At 61.1% G+C, this 15,589-nt stretch carries 16 protein-coding genes; 7 read left to right on the forward strand and 9 right to left on the reverse strand.

Going from position 1 to position 15,589, the window contains the following annotated elements:
- Positions 1 to 19: 19 nt before the first annotated feature.
- The 7 genes from FY528_RS04020 to FY528_RS04050 form a co-directional block, all read right to left on the reverse strand.
- Positions 20 to 1,447 carry a POTRA domain-containing protein gene (locus FY528_RS04020; protein ID WP_187631995.1) on the reverse strand — a complete coding sequence of 476 codons (1,428 nt, stop codon included), beginning with the start codon at positions 1,445 to 1,447 and terminating at the stop codon, positions 20 to 22.
- Between the two features lie 10 nt (positions 1,448 to 1,457).
- Complete coding sequence (locus tag FY528_RS04025) at positions 1,458 to 2,126, reverse strand: CBS domain-containing protein (protein ID WP_262383898.1); 669 nt, start codon at positions 2,124 to 2,126, stop codon at positions 1,458 to 1,460.
- A 109-nt stretch (positions 2,127 to 2,235) separates the two neighbouring features.
- Positions 2,236 to 3,018 (reverse strand): alpha/beta fold hydrolase, encoded by a 783-nt coding sequence (locus FY528_RS04030; protein WP_149069714.1) that lies wholly within the window; start codon positions 3,016 to 3,018, stop codon positions 2,236 to 2,238.
- A complete protein-coding gene (locus FY528_RS04035) occupies positions 3,002 to 3,634 on the reverse strand; it encodes an anthranilate synthase component II (protein WP_149069715.1) in 633 nt (210 codons plus the stop codon). The genes FY528_RS04030 and FY528_RS04035 overlap by 17 nt, the downstream gene beginning before the upstream one ends.
- 58 nt (positions 3,635 to 3,692) lie before the next feature.
- Entirely contained in the window at positions 3,693 to 4,214 is a 522-nt protein-coding gene (locus FY528_RS04040; protein WP_149069716.1) for a CvpA family protein, read from the reverse strand.
- A gap of 62 nt (positions 4,215 to 4,276) precedes the next feature.
- The gene (locus FY528_RS04045) at positions 4,277 to 4,741 is read right to left on the reverse strand and encodes a GatB/YqeY domain-containing protein (RefSeq protein WP_149069717.1); all 465 of its coding nucleotides are present in this window, start codon (positions 4,739 to 4,741) and stop codon (positions 4,277 to 4,279) included.
- Between the two features lie 28 nt (positions 4,742 to 4,769).
- A complete protein-coding gene (locus FY528_RS04050) occupies positions 4,770 to 5,825 on the reverse strand; it encodes a hypothetical protein (RefSeq protein WP_149069718.1) in 1,056 nt (351 codons plus the stop codon).
- A gap of 82 nt (positions 5,826 to 5,907) precedes the next feature.
- Between FY528_RS04050 and FY528_RS04055 the strand changes: the two genes are divergently transcribed.
- From FY528_RS04055 to FY528_RS04085, 7 genes are all read left to right on the forward strand, one after another.
- Positions 5,908 to 6,624, forward strand: a complete 717-nt coding sequence (locus FY528_RS04055) for a pyridoxine 5'-phosphate synthase (RefSeq protein ID WP_149069719.1) — start codon at positions 5,908 to 5,910, stop codon at positions 6,622 to 6,624.
- An 88-nt stretch (positions 6,625 to 6,712) separates the two neighbouring features.
- Positions 6,713 to 7,744: a tRNA 2-selenouridine(34) synthase MnmH gene (mnmH, locus tag FY528_RS04060; RefSeq protein WP_149069720.1), complete on the forward strand. Its 1,032-nt coding sequence runs from the start codon at positions 6,713 to 6,715 to the stop codon at positions 7,742 to 7,744.
- A gap of 65 nt (positions 7,745 to 7,809) precedes the next feature.
- Complete coding sequence (selD, locus tag FY528_RS04065; protein WP_149069721.1) at positions 7,810 to 8,865, forward strand: selenide, water dikinase SelD; 1,056 nt, start codon at positions 7,810 to 7,812, stop codon at positions 8,863 to 8,865.
- 4 nt (positions 8,866 to 8,869) lie between these two features.
- Positions 8,870 to 9,463 (forward strand): PH domain-containing protein, encoded by a 594-nt coding sequence (locus tag FY528_RS04070; protein ID WP_149069722.1) that lies wholly within the window; start codon positions 8,870 to 8,872, stop codon positions 9,461 to 9,463.
- Between the two features lie 131 nt (positions 9,464 to 9,594).
- Entirely contained in the window at positions 9,595 to 11,451 is a 1,857-nt protein-coding gene (locus FY528_RS04075) for an ATP-binding protein (RefSeq protein WP_149069723.1), read from the forward strand.
- 33 nt (positions 11,452 to 11,484) lie between these two features.
- Positions 11,485 to 12,264: an alpha/beta fold hydrolase gene (locus FY528_RS04080; RefSeq protein WP_168682142.1), complete on the forward strand. Its 780-nt coding sequence runs from the start codon at positions 11,485 to 11,487 to the stop codon at positions 12,262 to 12,264.
- A 53-nt stretch (positions 12,265 to 12,317) separates the two neighbouring features.
- Complete coding sequence (locus FY528_RS04085) at positions 12,318 to 13,043, forward strand: SAM-dependent methyltransferase (RefSeq protein ID WP_262383899.1); 726 nt, start codon at positions 12,318 to 12,320, stop codon at positions 13,041 to 13,043.
- A gap of 8 nt (positions 13,044 to 13,051) precedes the next feature.
- Here the strand turns inward: FY528_RS04085 and feoB are convergent, their stop codons facing one another.
- Complete coding sequence (gene feoB / locus FY528_RS04090) at positions 13,052 to 15,235, reverse strand: ferrous iron transport protein B (protein WP_149069724.1); 2,184 nt, start codon at positions 15,233 to 15,235, stop codon at positions 13,052 to 13,054.
- A gap of 9 nt (positions 15,236 to 15,244) precedes the next feature.
- Positions 15,245 to 15,508 carry a FeoA family protein gene (locus FY528_RS04095; RefSeq protein ID WP_149069725.1) on the reverse strand — a complete coding sequence of 88 codons (264 nt, stop codon included), beginning with the start codon at positions 15,506 to 15,508 and terminating at the stop codon, positions 15,245 to 15,247.
- Between the last annotated feature and the right edge of the window lie 81 nt (positions 15,509 to 15,589).

Below are 15,589 nucleotides of genomic sequence, written 5' to 3' on the forward strand. Positions count from 1 at the left end.
GATAATGCGCTACGGCTGCTCAGATGGGAAACTCCGTGCGCAGGTAAAAGCCGCCTTCGCCAGCCAGGGTGCGGGCATATTCCAGCGTTACCACCCGGTCGTAGTACGAAACCAGATGCAGCCCAACCCCGGCTGAGCCCAGCAGGCGGTTGGGGAAGCGGTTGGCCGGGGGCACATTTTGGGCGCCCACATAACCTGCGTCGACAAAGGTATTTAAATATATGGCCAGCGGAAGAGAGTTGAATTTGGGGTTATCGGTGACGCCCACGCGCAGACGCCGCGTGGCCAGTAAGGGGTAGCTCAAGCCCTGCTGCACGACAAGGTAGCGCACGCCATCCACCACGTACCGGTCGTAGCCCCGCACCAAGGTAGCGTAGCCCAGGGCGCGGGTATCGGCATAAGGCAAGGAGCGACCGGCAATGCGGGCCTGACTAGTAAAGCCCGCATTGTAATAAAAGTTGCGTGGCAGCGCCCAATAACGGGCTGCCTGAACGAAAATCGTCGTGAAAGCCGGGCTCGAAGCGCGGGCGTAGAACCGCTGCGCCACCGTCACTTGTAGATAGCGCCCAGTCAGAGGGTAAGAAAAGGTGTTGCGCTGATTGATAATGCGGGTCAGGCGCAGATCCAGATACTGGCGGGAAGAGCCACTCCGAAAATAATCCGGGTTACCTATCTGCACCGAATCGGCTACCCGCTCCTGATAAAGCGCCAGGTCGAGGGCGGTGCGGCGCTGCACGGTATTGCGCCAGCGCAGGCCCACCGTGGCGTACGCCCGGCGCAAAGCGAAGCCCGAGACGGAGCGGTAGGTTAGCAGCCGGTCGTTGACGGTGCGGTAATCGAGGGCCCGGCTGCGCGTGACAGAGCCGCCCAGGGCCAGCCCCGGCCGGCGGGCCGTACCGGGATTCTCGAAGAAAACCTCGTACTTCTGGTTGAAGCCCAGTTGCAGGTTTCCGCGCAGCAGTTCGTTGCGGCCCCGAAAATTGTAGCGAACAACGTGCACACCGTAATCCACGCGCTGCCATCGGTCGGCGCGGTCGAGCCAGGCGCGGATGTTCCGGTCGGCCAGGGAAAAGATAGGTACCGGGAATGTGTACCACCGTTCCTGCACACCGAACAACACCGTCAGGGCTCCGTCGCGGCACACCGTCTGCACGCCCACCGTATGAAACAGCTGCAGGTTGAAAACGCGGAGCCGGTTTTTTTCCAGGCGCTTGGCCAGGGTTTCCACCGTTAGCGTATCGCCTTCCCGGAAGTCCAGCTCGGCCCGCAGGATTTTATCCCTGGTGGTGGCATTGCCCGCAAAGAGAATAGCCGCCACGCGCACCTGGGTATAAGCAGGACACTGGGCCCGGACTACACTATCGAGGGAAGCGGTGCGAAGCGTATCGGGAAGTGGCTGAGGCCCGGCAGCGGCCAGCAAACCCGCTGCCAGTAGACTTGCTATCACCAACTGGAGCTTAGAGACTCAAGTACTTCAGCAGGGCATCGTAGCGTTCCTGCTCGTTTTCGCCCAACTCGCCGGCCCCACTGAACTGCGCCGTAATGACGTAGCCAAAACGCTCCAAGGTAGCGGCAATGCGGGTCAGGCTGGGCGTGTTTACTTTGAGCGTAAGCCGGATTTTGAAAGGGTTAGCCTCATCCTGGGCGACGTGGGCGCTGAGAATCTTGGCGTTGTTTTCCTCCACATAGCGGCTGATTTGCGAGAGAGAATAGTCGCGCTCATCCATCGACAGCACCATAATGCCTCCCTGTCCCAAGGCAATAGGCATTTGCCCGAAAGCGGCCAGCGTATCGCCCACCGTTACCACGCCTAGGTATTCCTGCTGATCATCCAGCACTGGTACCAACTGCACCTTGTTCTGCACAGCCTGCTCGATAATGCTATAGAAATGCTGGTCCCGCTGCACGTGCACGTCCGCAAAGCCAAACGAAATGGTGGAAAGCAAGCGGTCAGCCTGGCTGATATCGAGTACGTCGGCCTCCGTGATGAGGCCGCGGTACTGACGGTTTTCCAGCACGGGCAACTGGTCTACGTGAAATTCCTCCAGCCACTTGGCGGCCTTGCTCGCAGAGTCCGACACCTTCAGGGGCGGAATCATCTGATTAATCATGTCTGCAGCTATCATCGGCGACATCGGCATTAGGTACTAAGAAGCGGAAGTTAACGGCTATGCCGCCGAGACACAAACGCTGCGCCCTTTTCTTTGTTCGCGGAGTGAGCAGAAAGTAACCCGTTTAGCGGGCAGCTACCGGCTGGGAAGCCGTGCGCCGCAGGAACTGCTGCAGGCGGGCATTGAATGGGCCGGGCCGTTCCATCATGGGGGCGTGGCCGCAATGGTCGAGAAAGTACAACTCCGACTGGGGCAGGAGCCGGTTGAACTCGTGAGCAACCAGCGGGGGCGTGATAGTGTCGTTGAGGCCCCATATCAGCAGCGTGGGCACGCGGATTTTGCCCAGGTCCCTGGCCATGTTGTGCCGCTGGGCCGAGCGGGCGATGTTAATGATACGCAGGCACTTGGCGTTGGAGTTGGTAATGCTGAACACCTCGTCAACCAGCTCTTTGGTAGCCACGGCCGGGTCGTAGAAAGTGTAGGCTACCCGCTCCTGCACGAAACCATAGTTGCCCCGCTTGGGGAAGGAGCCACCCATCGAATCCTCAAACAAGCCACTGCTGCCGGTAAGTACCAGCCGGCTTACCTGCCGCGGGTTGCGCAGCGTGTACACCAAGGCAATGTGCCCACCCAGCGAGTTGCCAAGCACTGTATAGGGACCGGGCACGGCCACCTCGGCCACGAAGCGCTCCACAAACTTCACCAGTCCGGGCACGTCGGCGCTAAGCAGGGGCATGTCATAAATGGGCAGCAGCGGTATAACTACCCGATACTGCTCCCGAAAGGTGGCTACCACTTCCTGCCAGTTGCTGAGGGCACCGAAGAGGCCATGCAGCAGCAGCAGCACGTCGCCCGTGCCTTCGTCTATATACTGATATCCGTTGTGTTCCTTAATCTGCAATTCCATCGGCGGGAGAACTGAAGCCCGGGCGGGGCCGGTTCGTTGCAATGATACAATACTTGACCCAATTGCGAAGGATAGCCAGGCCGTGGGTGGTCAGCAAGGCCTCCGGGTGAAACTGCACGCCGTAGAGGGGCAGTTCGCGGTGCCGGAAGGCCATCAGCTCTCCTGCTGCATCCGCGGTATACGCCAAGGGAACCAAGGCCGGTGGCAGCTGCCGCAGCACCAAAGAATGATAGCGCGTGACGGGTATCTGCGGCGGCAGCCCCGTCCATAACGGCTCGGCAGCGTCCGTGAGTATAATATCCGAGACTTTCCCGTGCATGGGCCGGACACCGCGCCCGAGCTCGGCCCCGAAATACTCCCCCAACGCCTGATGTCCCAGACAGACGCCCAGCATGGGGACGTGCGCATGGTACCGGGCAATAACGGCCGGCATACTGCCCGCCGCTGCTGGCGCACCAGGCCCTGGCGACAACACAATGGCGTCAAAGATGAACTGCTCCAGCTCCTCCAGGCCTACGTTGTTGCGCACTACGTACACCTCTGCCCCCAGCTGCTGCAAGTAGTCGAGCAGGTTGAAGGTGAAGGAGTCGAAGTTGTCTAGCAGAAGTAAACGCATGGCTTTAATGGCCGGATAGCGACTCAGGCAACCATTTAATAATGAGCCATGCCTTCGTTCAGAATACGCCCCGGAGCTTTTCGAGCAGGTCGCTGGCAAAGGGCAGCACCAACCCTACCACTTGCAGGGCGAATGGCGTTGCTTCCTGCACCAGGGGCAGCACCTCCGAGTCGGCAACAAGCCCAGGCGAAAGCACCGACAAACCGGCCAGCCCCACCCCGTGCAAAAGCAGGCTCAAGCCCAACAACCACTTTAGCACCCCGGCCGTACCGCCCAAAATATTATCGAGCATTCCCAGAGGCGTGAGGTGTACGGCCGTTTTGATAAATGTCCCGAGCAGGTGAACACCCCATACGATGAGCACAAACACCAGCAGAAACGATACCAGCGGCAGCATACCAAAGGCCTCCCCTACGTAGTGTCGCACCAACGGAATGGCGTCCTGCAAGAGCAAAAGCCCCCCAATAGCCCCCAGCACGAAGGCCAGCAGCGAAGCCACTTCCAACACCAGCCCACGCCGGTAGCCTTTCACAGCTCCTACTCCCAGCGGAATCAGCAAGAGAATGTCGAAAGCAGACATCTTTAGTTAATGTCGAACGTGGAGAAATGGGCTACGCTTCGCTAAGGTGGGAAATGGGCACCTTACACATTCGTGTTGTTTAGCAGGTTGTTGACCACCTGGGAAATCATGCGGCCATCGGCCTGACCCGACAACTCCCGGGCGGCAACACCCATTACCTTGCCCAGGTCCGATGGGCCAGTAGCTCCCACGCGCTGGATAATAGCGACCAGCTTCTCTACCAGATCAGCCTCCGAGAGCTGCTTGGGCAAGTATTCTTCAATGATGGCCAGTTCGGCCAGTTCTACTTCCTCCAGATCGGAGCGGAACTGTTTGTTGTAGGTTTCGGCGGCCTCGCGGCGCTGCTTGGCCTGCTTGGTCAGGAGCTTGATTTCGGCATCGGGCGAGAGGGCTGCCCCGTGCTGACCTTCGGCCGTTTCGGCCAGCAGAATCTGGGACTTGATGCTGCGCAGGGTGGTCAGACGTACTTTGTCTTTGGCCAGCATGGCCTGTTTGATATCGGCGTCGATGGTTTCTTTCAGAGCCATGGGTTGGGAAATAAAGGAATCTACAAGATTACGGGTTATTCCCGAATACAGGGCCGTCGGCCGGGTTTTCGGGCAGGGCCAACTCCGTTAGCAGGCCGGCAGCATCGTCTACGTAGAGCGCCAGCTCCCGGGCAACCCGGCGCAGGCCATAGGGTCCGTTGAAAACCTGGGGCGCAGTAAGCACTACCAGCACATTGGGCGGCGTGAGCAGCGGCCGAGCCAAATTCAGCCGGCCCGGCACCGGCGCTGGGGCGTCGGATAGCCGCCGCGCCGCCGCCAGCGTTGCCCGGGGCAAACGCGCCGTCCAACAAAAGCCCACCCGCGCTATCAGTTCGTGGTCGGCCGTCAGCTGTATTGGCAGCAGCCGTACCGCCCGGGCGTGCGCCAGCAACAGCAGCAGTCCATACAGGTGCAGCACCAGAAGCACCCCGGCCACCACAGAGCTCCAGCGCAGCAGCAGCAAATGCAGTGCGCCCATTTCGACCACCGACAGTAGCATGACCGTGCCCACGTACGCCGTGAAGGCCGAATCCCGGTAGCTGGAATATGCGCGGCTGCCGGTAGTTACTGCCGGCCGGCTCCGCCAGCTCAACAGCGCGTAGTAGCACACGAGCAGCTCGAACACCAACGGCGCCAGCGGCCGGCCGAACACCTGCCGGAAAGCCGCCGTGAGCCGATCTGCCACCTCCGGAATATGCAGGCAGGCGGTACGATAAGCCAACTGCAGCCGCCGCAGGTTCAGCAGCAGCAGCGCAACCATCAGCACCTCCAGAGCTCCTAACACCTGTCCTGCCCACTGCACATACTGCTGCTGTGGCCCCGGAATAAGCCAGTAGCCCAAAGCCACAGCGGCAGTGAAGGCCACCGCCATGGTGCTTATTGGCAGCCGGTAGGAACGCACCACCAGCAGGTAAAACAAGATAGGCAGCCCCACCAGCACATCGAAACTCACGGCTGCCGGCAGCAGGGGCAGCTGCCGGAACACGGGCTGTTGCACTACCAGCCACTCCAGGCCGGTAACCGCCAGCAGCAACAAGCCAAACCCCAGCGCGGGCCGCGTGGAAACGGGAAGTCGGACGACCATGGCTACCTCAACTAAAATCGGCCAACGCTGTTGGAGCTACGTATCTTTGAGCACCTACTCACCCTCAGCGCCGCTTTTGCATATGACCAAGCTTAGCGTAAACATAAATAAAATAGCCACGCTACGGAACGCCCGCGGCCACAACCGCCCCAACGTGCTGCAGGTGGCCCAGGACTGTGAGCGGTTCGGGGCCCAGGGCATCACGGTGCATCCACGCCCCGATGAGCGGCATATCCGCTACCAGGACGTGCGCGACCTGAAAGCCCTTGTCACCACCGAGTTCAACATCGAAGGTAACCCTACCCCGGACTTCCTGGACCTGGTGCGCGAGGTGCGCCCCGAGCAGGTAACGCTGGTGCCGGACGCGCCCGACGCTATTACCTCCAATGCGGGCTGGGACACCATCAAGCACCAGGTGTACCTGCTGGGCGTAGTGCAGGAGCTTAAATCATTGGGGTGCCGCGTCAGCATTTTCCTCGACCCCGACCTGGCCATGGTAAAAGCCGCCCTGGGCACCGGCACCGACCGGATAGAGCTCTACACCGAAGCCTACGCCAGCGGCTATGCTGCTGACCGCGAAGCCGCCGTGGCCCCCTACCGTGCCGCTGCGGCCCTGGCCCAGGAGCTGGGCCTGGGCGTAAATGCCGGCCACGACCTCGACCTCGACAACCTCGCTTACCTGCACCAGCAGCTACCCGGCCTGGCGGAAGTAAGCATCGGGCACGCCCTGGTATGCGACGCCTTGTACCTGGGCCTGGAGAATACCATTCAGTTGTACCGGCGGCAGCTTGTTTCCTAACCCCAGCGCTACCCGCCCGGAACGCGTACTGACCAGCTAGCGGTTGGCGTGCATCCACTTCTCCTGCCCGCTGCTCCCGTAAGAACCCATGCCTCGTTTATCCATCGAAGAATTTTTGCAGGGTCCGGCTACCGCCCCCATCCTGGATGTACGGGCGCCGCAGGAGTATGCTCAGGGCCACATCCCCGGCGCCGTGAGCTTCCCTTTGTTCTCGGACGAGGAGCGCGCCCGCATTGGCACTACCTACAAGCAGATAAGCCAGGACCGCGCCGTGCTGCTGGGGCTGGATTTGTTTGGCCCGAAGATGAGCCGCATGGTGCAGCAGGCGCAGAAACTTGCCCCCGGCAAAGAGGTACGCCTGCACTGCTGGCGGGGCGGGATGCGCAGTGGGGCGGTGCAGTGGCTGCTGGAGTTGGGGGGCTTTCAGGTGCAGCTGCTCAACAAAGGCTACAAAGACTACCGCCACTTCGTTTTGGCGGAGTTGGCGCGCCCCCACCCTTTGGTGGTGCTGGGTGGCCTCACGGGCTCCGGCAAGACGGATGTGCTGCACGCGCTGCGGCAACTGGCCCAACCGGTACTCGACCTCGAAGGCCTGGCCTGCCACAAAGGGTCGGCTTTCGGGAGCATTGGGCAGCCGGCCCAGCCCACGCAGGAGCAGTTTGAGAATGATCTTGCCTGGCACTTGGCCCAGCTCCCAACCACCGGGCCCACTTGGTTGGAGGATGAAAGCCGCACCATTGGCAGCCTGCACTTGCCTACGCCCTTTTTTGGGCAGCTGCAGCAGGCACCACTGATTCTACTAGAAATTCCGCGGCCGGTGCGGGTGCGCAAGCTGGCTGAGGAGTATGGCCGCCAGGATGCCGGGGCCCTGGCTTCCGCTATTCTGCGTATCCGGAAAAGGCTGGGCGGACTGGCCACCAAGGAAGCCTTGGCCGCCATTGCTGAAGATGATATGGAGAAAATGGTGAGCCTCGTGCTCGACTATTACGACAAGACTTATACCCATAGCCTAGGCAACCGCGCGTTTGTGCGGGTGCCATCCGACACCTGCGACGCCACCGTAAATGCCGGACTGGTGCTGCAGGCCATGCAGGCGTCTGTAGCCAAACAGCCCGAATAACCAAGGAGCCACCCGACGGGTTGCTTTGCCCGGCCTTTCCCGGCCCTACCATCAGCTCAACTACCATGAACGCAGAAACGACCCCCGACCTGATTCGCCTTACCCAGTACAGCCACGGCGCGGGCTGCGGTTGCAAAATTGCCCCCAAGGTGCTCGACCAGATCCTGCACACCAGCATCCCACAGCCCCACGACGACAAGCTGCTGGTCGGCAACTCCTCCCGCGACGACGCGGCCGTGTACGATATCGGCGGAGGCCAAGCGCTTATTTCAACTACCGACTTCTTCATGCCCATCGTCGATGATGCGTATGATTTTGGTCGTATTGCCTCCGCTAATGCCATTTCCGACGTGTATGCCATGGGCGGCCGGCCGGTGCTGGCCATTGCCGTGCTGGGGTGGCCCATCGATAAGCTAGCCCCGGAAGTAGCCCGCCGCGTGATTGAGGGCAGCCGCAGCATTTGCCTGGAGGCGGGTATTCCGCTGGCGGGCGGCCACAGCATCGACTCGCCCGAGCCTATTTTTGGGCTGGCCGTAACGGGCCTGCTGGCTATTGAGAACCTGAAGCGCAACGACACCGCCACGGCGGGTTGCGAGCTGTACCTCACCAAGCCCCTGGGCGTGGGTATGCTCACCACGGCCCAGAAGCGCGGCCTGCTCCAACCCGAGCACGAGCAGATTGCTCCCCTCAGTATGATGCAGCTAAACAAAATAGGGGCTGATCTGGGCCAGTTGACCGGGGTACGGGCCATGACCGACGTGACGGGCTTTGGGCTCCTGGGCCACCTTTCTGAGGTCTGCGAGGGCAGCGGCCTCACCGCCGAAATCGACTTTGCCAAGGTGCCTTTGCTGCCGGAAGCGGAAATCTACCGTCAGCAGAAGGCCATTCCGGGCGGCACCGTGCGCAACTGGGACTCCTACGGCCACAAGATTGGGGCGCTAACCGAAGAGCAGCGGCAGTGGCTCTGCGACCCGCAAACTTCCGGGGGGTTGCTGGTGTGCGTGGAGCCGACGGAGCGCGCGGCGGCACAGGCCGTTTTTGCCAAGTATGGCCTGGCCTTGGAAAGCTTCGGCACGCTGCGCCCGCACCAGGCCAACGAGCCCTGGATTTTGGTGCGATAAGCGCATGAAGCTTTTTCCCCTGGTACGCCAGCTGCTGGAGTTAGGTGCCGTGCTGGTGGGCGCCCTGCTCCTGCTGCGTTTCGTGACGGGAATCTTCACGCGGCGCAGCAACGCTTACCACCTCACCTGGGTCCGCCAGCTACAGCTCTTGTTCTGGCCCTTGCTTACGCTAGCCGTAGGCGGACCGCTGGTATGGGCGGGGCTGCTGGCGGCGCCGCTTTCCGGCTACGATATTCTGCTGGTGAGCCTGCTGGCGGCGGTTATTCTGGGCTTTGCCGGCCCGGCCTTGGTACTCCATGGGCAGTACTACTTGCGCAATCAAGCTACCAGCTTGATTTTTGAGCCCAAGAAAAATCGGCTTGAGGTATACGAAAACCACCTCCTCATCCCGTTTACCCGCCAGCAGGTAGTACGGGTAGAGTGGGTGGAATGCCGTTCCCGCCGCTTTTTTTGGAGTCAGTACAATTACCTTCGGCTGCATTTGGCCGATGGCCACGTGCTGACGCTGACGTCTTTGCTCACTAACCTTCGGCCTGTAGCCGAGTTCCTGCGCAATACCCAGCTGGAGCAGCACCGGCGTTGGTGGTGCTTGCTTTAACGCTCTACTTCCCACTGCTCTTCGCCTTGCCAGCCTCTCCCGTTTTTGCCTTGTCTGCTGTATCGCCCAGGGATGCTGGTTGGGTTGGGGTGCGCTGGTCCGGTACCTTGGCGGTTTTCTTATGCGCTGCGATGCTGACCGAACCGGCCGCAGCCCAGGCCCCTACCCCTACCATAGTCCGCCTGGAAAGCCAGCTGCCCCAAGCAGCCGCCCCGGGGCGGCTCCAGATCCTGGATTCGCTGTGCTGGGCCTGGGAGCCGTACGACGTCAACCGGGCCTTGGCGTATGGCCAGCAACATCTGCAGCTGGCCCGCAAGCAGCAAAGCCCCACGGCCGAGGTTCGGGCCCTCAACAACCTGGGCCGGTGCTACGTTACGGTAGCCGACTACCTCACAGCCCGCCAGCTCTACGACCAAGCTCTGCAGCTGGCTCGCCGCACCCAAAACGCTGATGGTCTTGCGGCCACTTACAACCGCCTCGGGGCACTGCACTACTACCGCAACGACACAGCCAGTGCCTGGAGCAATTTTCAGTTGGCCCTAAGCGTGCTTCGCCAGCCGGGCGTAAGGCCCCAAACTCAGGTGGCTATCCTTAATAATGCCAGCGACCTGCTTTTCGAAACCGGCCACCCGGGCCGGGGAGAGCGGCTGGGAGAACAGGCCGTCGCCCTGGCAAAGACTATTCAGGACCCGGAGGCCGCTATCAAACATCACCTGAACTTAGGTATAGTGGCACTGCAACAGCAGCCAGCCGTAGCCGTGCGGGAATTTCAGGAGTCGGCCAACCTGGCCCGCCAAAACCACCGCCCCCGCCACGAAGCGGCGGCGCTGCTGGAGCTGGCGGCCCTGCACCTGCAGCAGAACGCCATCGGACAGGGCCTAGTGGAAGCCCACCGTGCCCGGGAGTTGTCGCAGAGCCGCCACGACCGGGAGCGGGTGCTGGGGGCGTACAACTTGCTGGCCGAGCTCTACGCGGCCGCTGGCCAATACCCGACGGCCTACCAGTGGCAGACCCGCTTTCAGACGCTGAACGACAGCCTAAACGCACGGCGGCAGCTGGCTACCCTGGCAGCCTGGGAAAGCCGCTACACCCTGCGCGATAAACAGCAGCAGATTGTGCAGCTTACCCAGCATACCCAAGAGCAAACCACGCGCAACCGGCTGCTGCTGGCCGGGCTTGGTGCTTTGGGGCTAGTGCTGGCCGGGGGGAGCCTTCTCTACTGGCAGCTGCGCCGTAGCCGGCAGGCGCTGGCCCGCAACCACGCGGCTTTGCATAGTGCCACGACGCAGGTAGCCCGCCTTGCCGCCGCCAAGGACCGGCTCTATACCATCGTTGCGCACGATTTGCGCGGCCCCGTTACTGCTTTCGTGGGGGTGGCGGAGCTCATCGAGTTTTACCACCGGGAAAACAACCAGGAAGGCTTGCGCAACCTACCCGGCCTGGTACGTCAGTCGGCCTCCAGCCTCAATCATTTGCTGGACAACTTGCTGCACTGGGCCGTCATGCAAAGCGGGGAGCTACAACTCCAATTGGAAGCCGTAGAAGCGGGTGAAGTGCTTCGAGAGTGCGCCGGCATCTATTCCACCCTGGCCCACGCCCGTAACCTGACGCTGACGGTAGACGCGCCCGCCACGCCGCTATACAGCCAAGTTGACCGGAATATGCTGCGCACGATTCTGCGCAACCTCACGGGCAACGCCATCAAGTTTACCCCAGTGGGCGGCAGCATTACGCTAAGCGCCTTCGCGGCTTCGGCTACGGAAATCGTCTTCTGCGTTCATGATACTGGCGCCGGGATGTCGGCCACCCAGGTAGAGCAGCTCATGGCTCCGCTGGCCCAGCCCCCGGTGCCCGCCCACAACCGTACGGGCACCGGGCTGGGGCTGGTGTTGTGCCGGGCTTTCGTGGCCCGTCTGCAGGGCCGCCTGCACGTGGCCAGCGTGCCTGGCACGGGTACCACCGTGCAGGTAAGCCTGCCCCGCGCGTAAGTTCGGCCCCGGGGCTGCATCTTTGCACTTACTATGATACTGCCCCTTCACTACCGCGAGCTTGGCGCCGGCCGCCCCCTTGTTATCCTCCACGGCTTGTTTGGCACGCTTGATAACTGGCAAACGCTGGCGCGGCGCTGGTCGGAGGAGTTTCGGGTAATCGTGGTGGACTTGCGCAACCACGGCCGCTCGCCTCACTCTCCCGAGCACTCCTACGCCCTGATGAGCCAGGATGTGCTGGGCCTCTTCGATCAGCTAGAGCTGCCCGCCGATACTACCTTGCTGGGCCATAGCATGGGCGGCAAAGTAGCCATGCGCTTCGCCCTCGACTACCCCGAGCGACTGGCCCGCCTTATTGTGCTCGATATTGCCCCCCGCCTCTCGGATATGCGCCACCAGGACGATATTCTGGCCGGGCTGAATGCCGTGGATTTAACGACCATTCAAAACCGCCAGCAGGCCGACGACGCCCTGGCCGTGCACATTCCCCAGCCCGGCGTGCGGCAATTTCTGCTGAAAAACCTCTACCGCCGCGAAGATAACTCCTTTGCCTGGCGCCAAAACCTGGCCGCGCTTACGGCCCAGATGGCTGCCGTCGGTGAGGCCATAACCGACACCCAGCCCTTTCTCAAACCGGCCCTGTTCATCCGCGGCGGCAAGTCCGACTACATCAACGCGGAGGATAAGCTCTACGCCATTCCGGCCCTGTTCCCCAATTCCCAGGTCGAAACCATTGTGGATGCCGGGCACTGGGTACACGCCGAAAAGCCCGATGAGGTGTTTGGGTTGGTAGAAGCATTTGTCCGCCAATAGACCTTATAGGCCCCGTTTTCTTTGGCTGACCAAGCGGTAAGCCTTCTTATTATTTGTTCCTCTTCTCCGTGAAGCCCGGCATCCTCTACCTTATCCCTACTACGCTGGCCGACGATACCCTGGCTCAGGTCCTGCCCGCCCAGGTGACGGCGTGTATTGCTCAGCTGCGCTATTTTCTGGTAGAGAATGCCCGCACAGCCCGGCGCTTTATTAAGCTAGCCGCGCCCGGGCAGGTAATCGAGGAGCTGCAAATCACCGTTATCGATAAAGACAGTTCGCCCAGCCAGATTCAGGCCGCGCTAAAGCTGGTGGTGGCCGGCCAGGACGCTGGCGTGATTTCGGAAGCCGGCTGCCCGGGCATTGCCGATCCCGGGGCCGAGTTGGCCAAGGCCGCGCACCAGCTAGGCGTGCGGGTAGTACCGCTGGTAGGCCCTTCCTCCCTGCTGCTGGCCCTGATGGCCTCGGGCATGAACGGGCAGAGCTTTACCTTTCACGGCTACCTGCCTATTGAGCGAGGTCGGCGGGGCGCGGCCATCAAGCAACTGGAAAAATTAGCCCAAACGCTGCACCAGACCCAGCTGTTCATCGAAACGCCTTACCGCAACATGCAGCTGGTAGAAGACCTGCTGGCGAACCTGCACCCCAACACGCGCCTTTGCCTTGCCACCAACCTCACGGCTCCTACCGAATATGTGCGCACGGATACTGTTGCGGGCTGGAAAAAAGAGGGGCCGCCCGATCTGCACAAGCAGCCGGCCGTGTTTCTGGTAGGCCTGTAGGGAGCCGGCTATTTCAGTACCTGATACACTAGCAGGGCCGAGAAGTACGCCAGCCCCGTCATGTAAAACATTTGCAGCAGGGGCCACTTCCAGCCTTTGGTTTCGCGGTAGGTGGTAGCCAGGGTGCTCATGCACTGCATGGCAAACACGTAGAACACCAGCAGGGAAGCCGACCGGGCCGTGGTGAAAAACGGCTGCCCATTCACGTCTTTGGCCAACGCCAGCTTTTGCTGCACGGTGCGCATATCCGCGTCCTGACCCACGCTGTAAATAGTGGAGATGGTGCCCACAAAAACTTCCCGGGCCGCAAACGAGGTGAGCAGGGCAATGCCAATTTTCCAGTCGAAGCCCAAGGGGCGGATGCCAGGCTCCAGCGCGCGGCCAAAAACGCCCGCGTAGGAGTTTTCAAGTCGAATGGCGGCCACCTGCATGTCGGCTTCGGCGGCAGGGGTGCCCTGGGCCACGGCCTGCTGCCGCACCTGCGCTTCGGCCTTTTCCAGGGTGTCGCCGGGGCCAAAGGAAGCCAGCACCCACAGAATAACCGATATGGCCACAATCACCTTGCCCGCCTGAAAAACAAAGGTCTTCACCTTTTCCACAATGGTGATGCCCACGTTTTTCCAGCGCGGCCAGCGGTACACCGGAAACTCCATGATAAAGTAGCTCCGCTCCTTGGTCTTGAGCAGCAGCTTCATGGCCAGGGCCGAGAAAATAGCCGCGAAGAACCCCAGCAGGTAGAGGCCCATCAAAGCAATGCCGCGCAGGTTGAAGATGCCCAGCACCGGCTCATCCGGCACAACCAGGCCAATAAGCACCGTATAGATAGGAATACGGGCCGAGCACGACATGAGCGGCGTGACGAAAATGGTGATGATGCGGTCCTTCCAGTTTTCGATGGTGCGGGCACTCATAATGGCCGGTACCGCGCAGGCGACCCCGGAAATCAGCGGCACTACACTTTTGCCGTTGAGCCCGAACTTGCGCATGATCTTGTCCATCATGAACGTGACCCGAGCCATGTAGCCGGTTTCCTCCAGCACGGCAATGAAGGCAAACAGCAGGGCAATCTGCGGCACGAACATAAGCACCCCGCCTAGCCCAGCAAGCACGCCTTCCGTGAGCAGGTTGATAAGCGGCCCGTCGAAGTTGGTTTGGATAAGACTGTTGATAAGGGCAATGCCCTCGTCAATCAAATCCATAGGGTAGCTGGCCCATGCGAATACCGCCTGAAACATCAGAAACAGCACCCCAAAGAAAATCAGGTAGCCCCACACCCGGTGCGTGAGTACCCGGTCGAGGCGGTTACTATACGGCTCCTTGCGCTCCGTGCGCGTCACCGACACGGTGTCCAGCAGGATGTCGTTGATGCGGGCGTACCGGTCGATGGTTTCCTGGGCCTGCCGGGGCGTGGGCTCAAACCCGTACTGCTCCACCAGCTCCCCGATGTAGGCCTTGTCATCGGCCGAAAGGAAACTAATCTGCCGGTACTGGTGCGCGTAGTGCAGAGCCAGATAGTCGTTGTGCAGGTTGAAGTAGTAGCGGATCTGCCGGATCATGGGCAGCAGCGCCTCGTCGGGGGCGTAGAACTGCACGGCCGGAGCATCCAGCTGCTGCGCCATCACAATTTTGAGGGCCGCCACGCCAATTCCCTTGCGGGCATTCATCGGAATGACGGGCACGCCCAGCTCCCGCTGCAAGGCCTGAATGTCAATCTTCACGCCGTGCTGCTCGGCTACGTCCATCATGTTCAGGGCCAGCACGGCGGGCAGGCCCAGATCGGCCAGCTGGGTAAACAGCAGCAGGTTGCGCCGCAGGTTGCTGGCGTCGGCCGTGATGACGACGAAGTCGGGGTACTGCTGGGACGTTTTGTCGTAGAGCAGGTCGGTAATAACCTTCTCGTCCAGGCTTTTGGGATAGAGCGAGTAAGTACCCGGCAGGTCAATGATTTCGGCCCGCATGCCCGGCGTAATCTGCGCCACGCCGGTTTTGCGGTCTACCGTTACCCCGGGGAAGTTGCCAACCTTCTGGTTCAGGCCCGTGAGCTGGTTGAACAACGACGACTTGCCGGAGTTCGGATTACCGATCAGGGCAATGCGGGTGATGGCACCGGGCTGCCGACCGGCGGCAGTTTCCAGCGCGGCAGCCGCTACGGCCGTGCCGGCCCGGCTGGTAATCAGATCAACACTGGCCATATCCAATGGCTACTCCTTCAGCAAAATGGTGGCTGCTTCGGTGACGCGCAGCGAAAGGGTATAGTCTTCGCCGTCGCCCACCATCACCGTGATAGGGCAGCCCAGGGGCGCCCGACTGTTTAGCCGGATGCGGGTGCCGGGAATGCAGCCCATTTCCAGGAGTTTCAGCGCCATTTCCGGGTCTTTCAGGCAGCAAATGGTCCCGGCTTCGCCCATGCCAAGGTCTTTGACGCTTCGGGGAGTAGTAAGGGCGGGAGCAGGGCGGGCAGACATGGCAAGCTATTTAGACTCGATTTAAACAAAGGTACACCCCATTTGGGTTTCGGCCAAGCACGGAATATCTTTGTCCCCAAT

Source organism: Hymenobacter lutimineralis, assembly GCF_008271285.1.
Classification (GTDB): Bacteria; Bacteroidota; Bacteroidia; order Cytophagales; family Hymenobacteraceae; genus Hymenobacter; species Hymenobacter lutimineralis.

Coding starts and splice junctions, on each gene's coding strand:
- FY528_RS04025 (WP_262383898.1), bottom strand. CDS start 2,126: ATGATAGCTGCAGACATGATTAATCAGATGATTCCGCCCCTGAAGGTG.
- FY528_RS04030 (WP_149069714.1), bottom strand. CDS start 3,018: ATGGAATTGCAGATTAAGGAACACAACGGATATCAGTATATAGACGAA.
- FY528_RS04035 (WP_149069715.1), bottom strand. CDS start 3,634: ATGCGTTTACTTCTGCTAGACAACTTCGACTCCTTCACCTTCAACCTG.
- FY528_RS04040 (WP_149069716.1), bottom strand. CDS start 4,214: ATGTCTGCTTTCGACATTCTCTTGCTGATTCCGCTGGGAGTAGGAGCT.
- FY528_RS04045 (WP_149069717.1), bottom strand. CDS start 4,741: ATGGCTCTGAAAGAAACCATCGACGCCGATATCAAACAGGCCATGCTG.
- FY528_RS04050 (WP_149069718.1), bottom strand. CDS start 5,825: ATGGTCGTCCGACTTCCCGTTTCCACGCGGCCCGCGCTGGGGTTTGGC.
- FY528_RS04055 (WP_149069719.1), top strand. CDS start 5,908: ATGACCAAGCTTAGCGTAAACATAAATAAAATAGCCACGCTACGGAAC.
- mnmH (WP_149069720.1), top strand. CDS start 6,713: ATGCCTCGTTTATCCATCGAAGAATTTTTGCAGGGTCCGGCTACCGCC.
- selD (WP_149069721.1), top strand. CDS start 7,810: ATGAACGCAGAAACGACCCCCGACCTGATTCGCCTTACCCAGTACAGC.
- FY528_RS04070 (WP_149069722.1), top strand. CDS start 8,870: ATGAAGCTTTTTCCCCTGGTACGCCAGCTGCTGGAGTTAGGTGCCGTG.
- FY528_RS04075 (WP_149069723.1), top strand. CDS start 9,595: ATGCTGACCGAACCGGCCGCAGCCCAGGCCCCTACCCCTACCATAGTC.
- FY528_RS04080 (WP_168682142.1), top strand. CDS start 11,485: ATGATACTGCCCCTTCACTACCGCGAGCTTGGCGCCGGCCGCCCCCTT.
- feoB (WP_149069724.1), bottom strand. CDS start 15,235: ATGGCCAGTGTTGATCTGATTACCAGCCGGGCCGGCACGGCCGTAGCG.
- FY528_RS04095 (WP_149069725.1), bottom strand. CDS start 15,508: ATGTCTGCCCGCCCTGCTCCCGCCCTTACTACTCCCCGAAGCGTCAAA.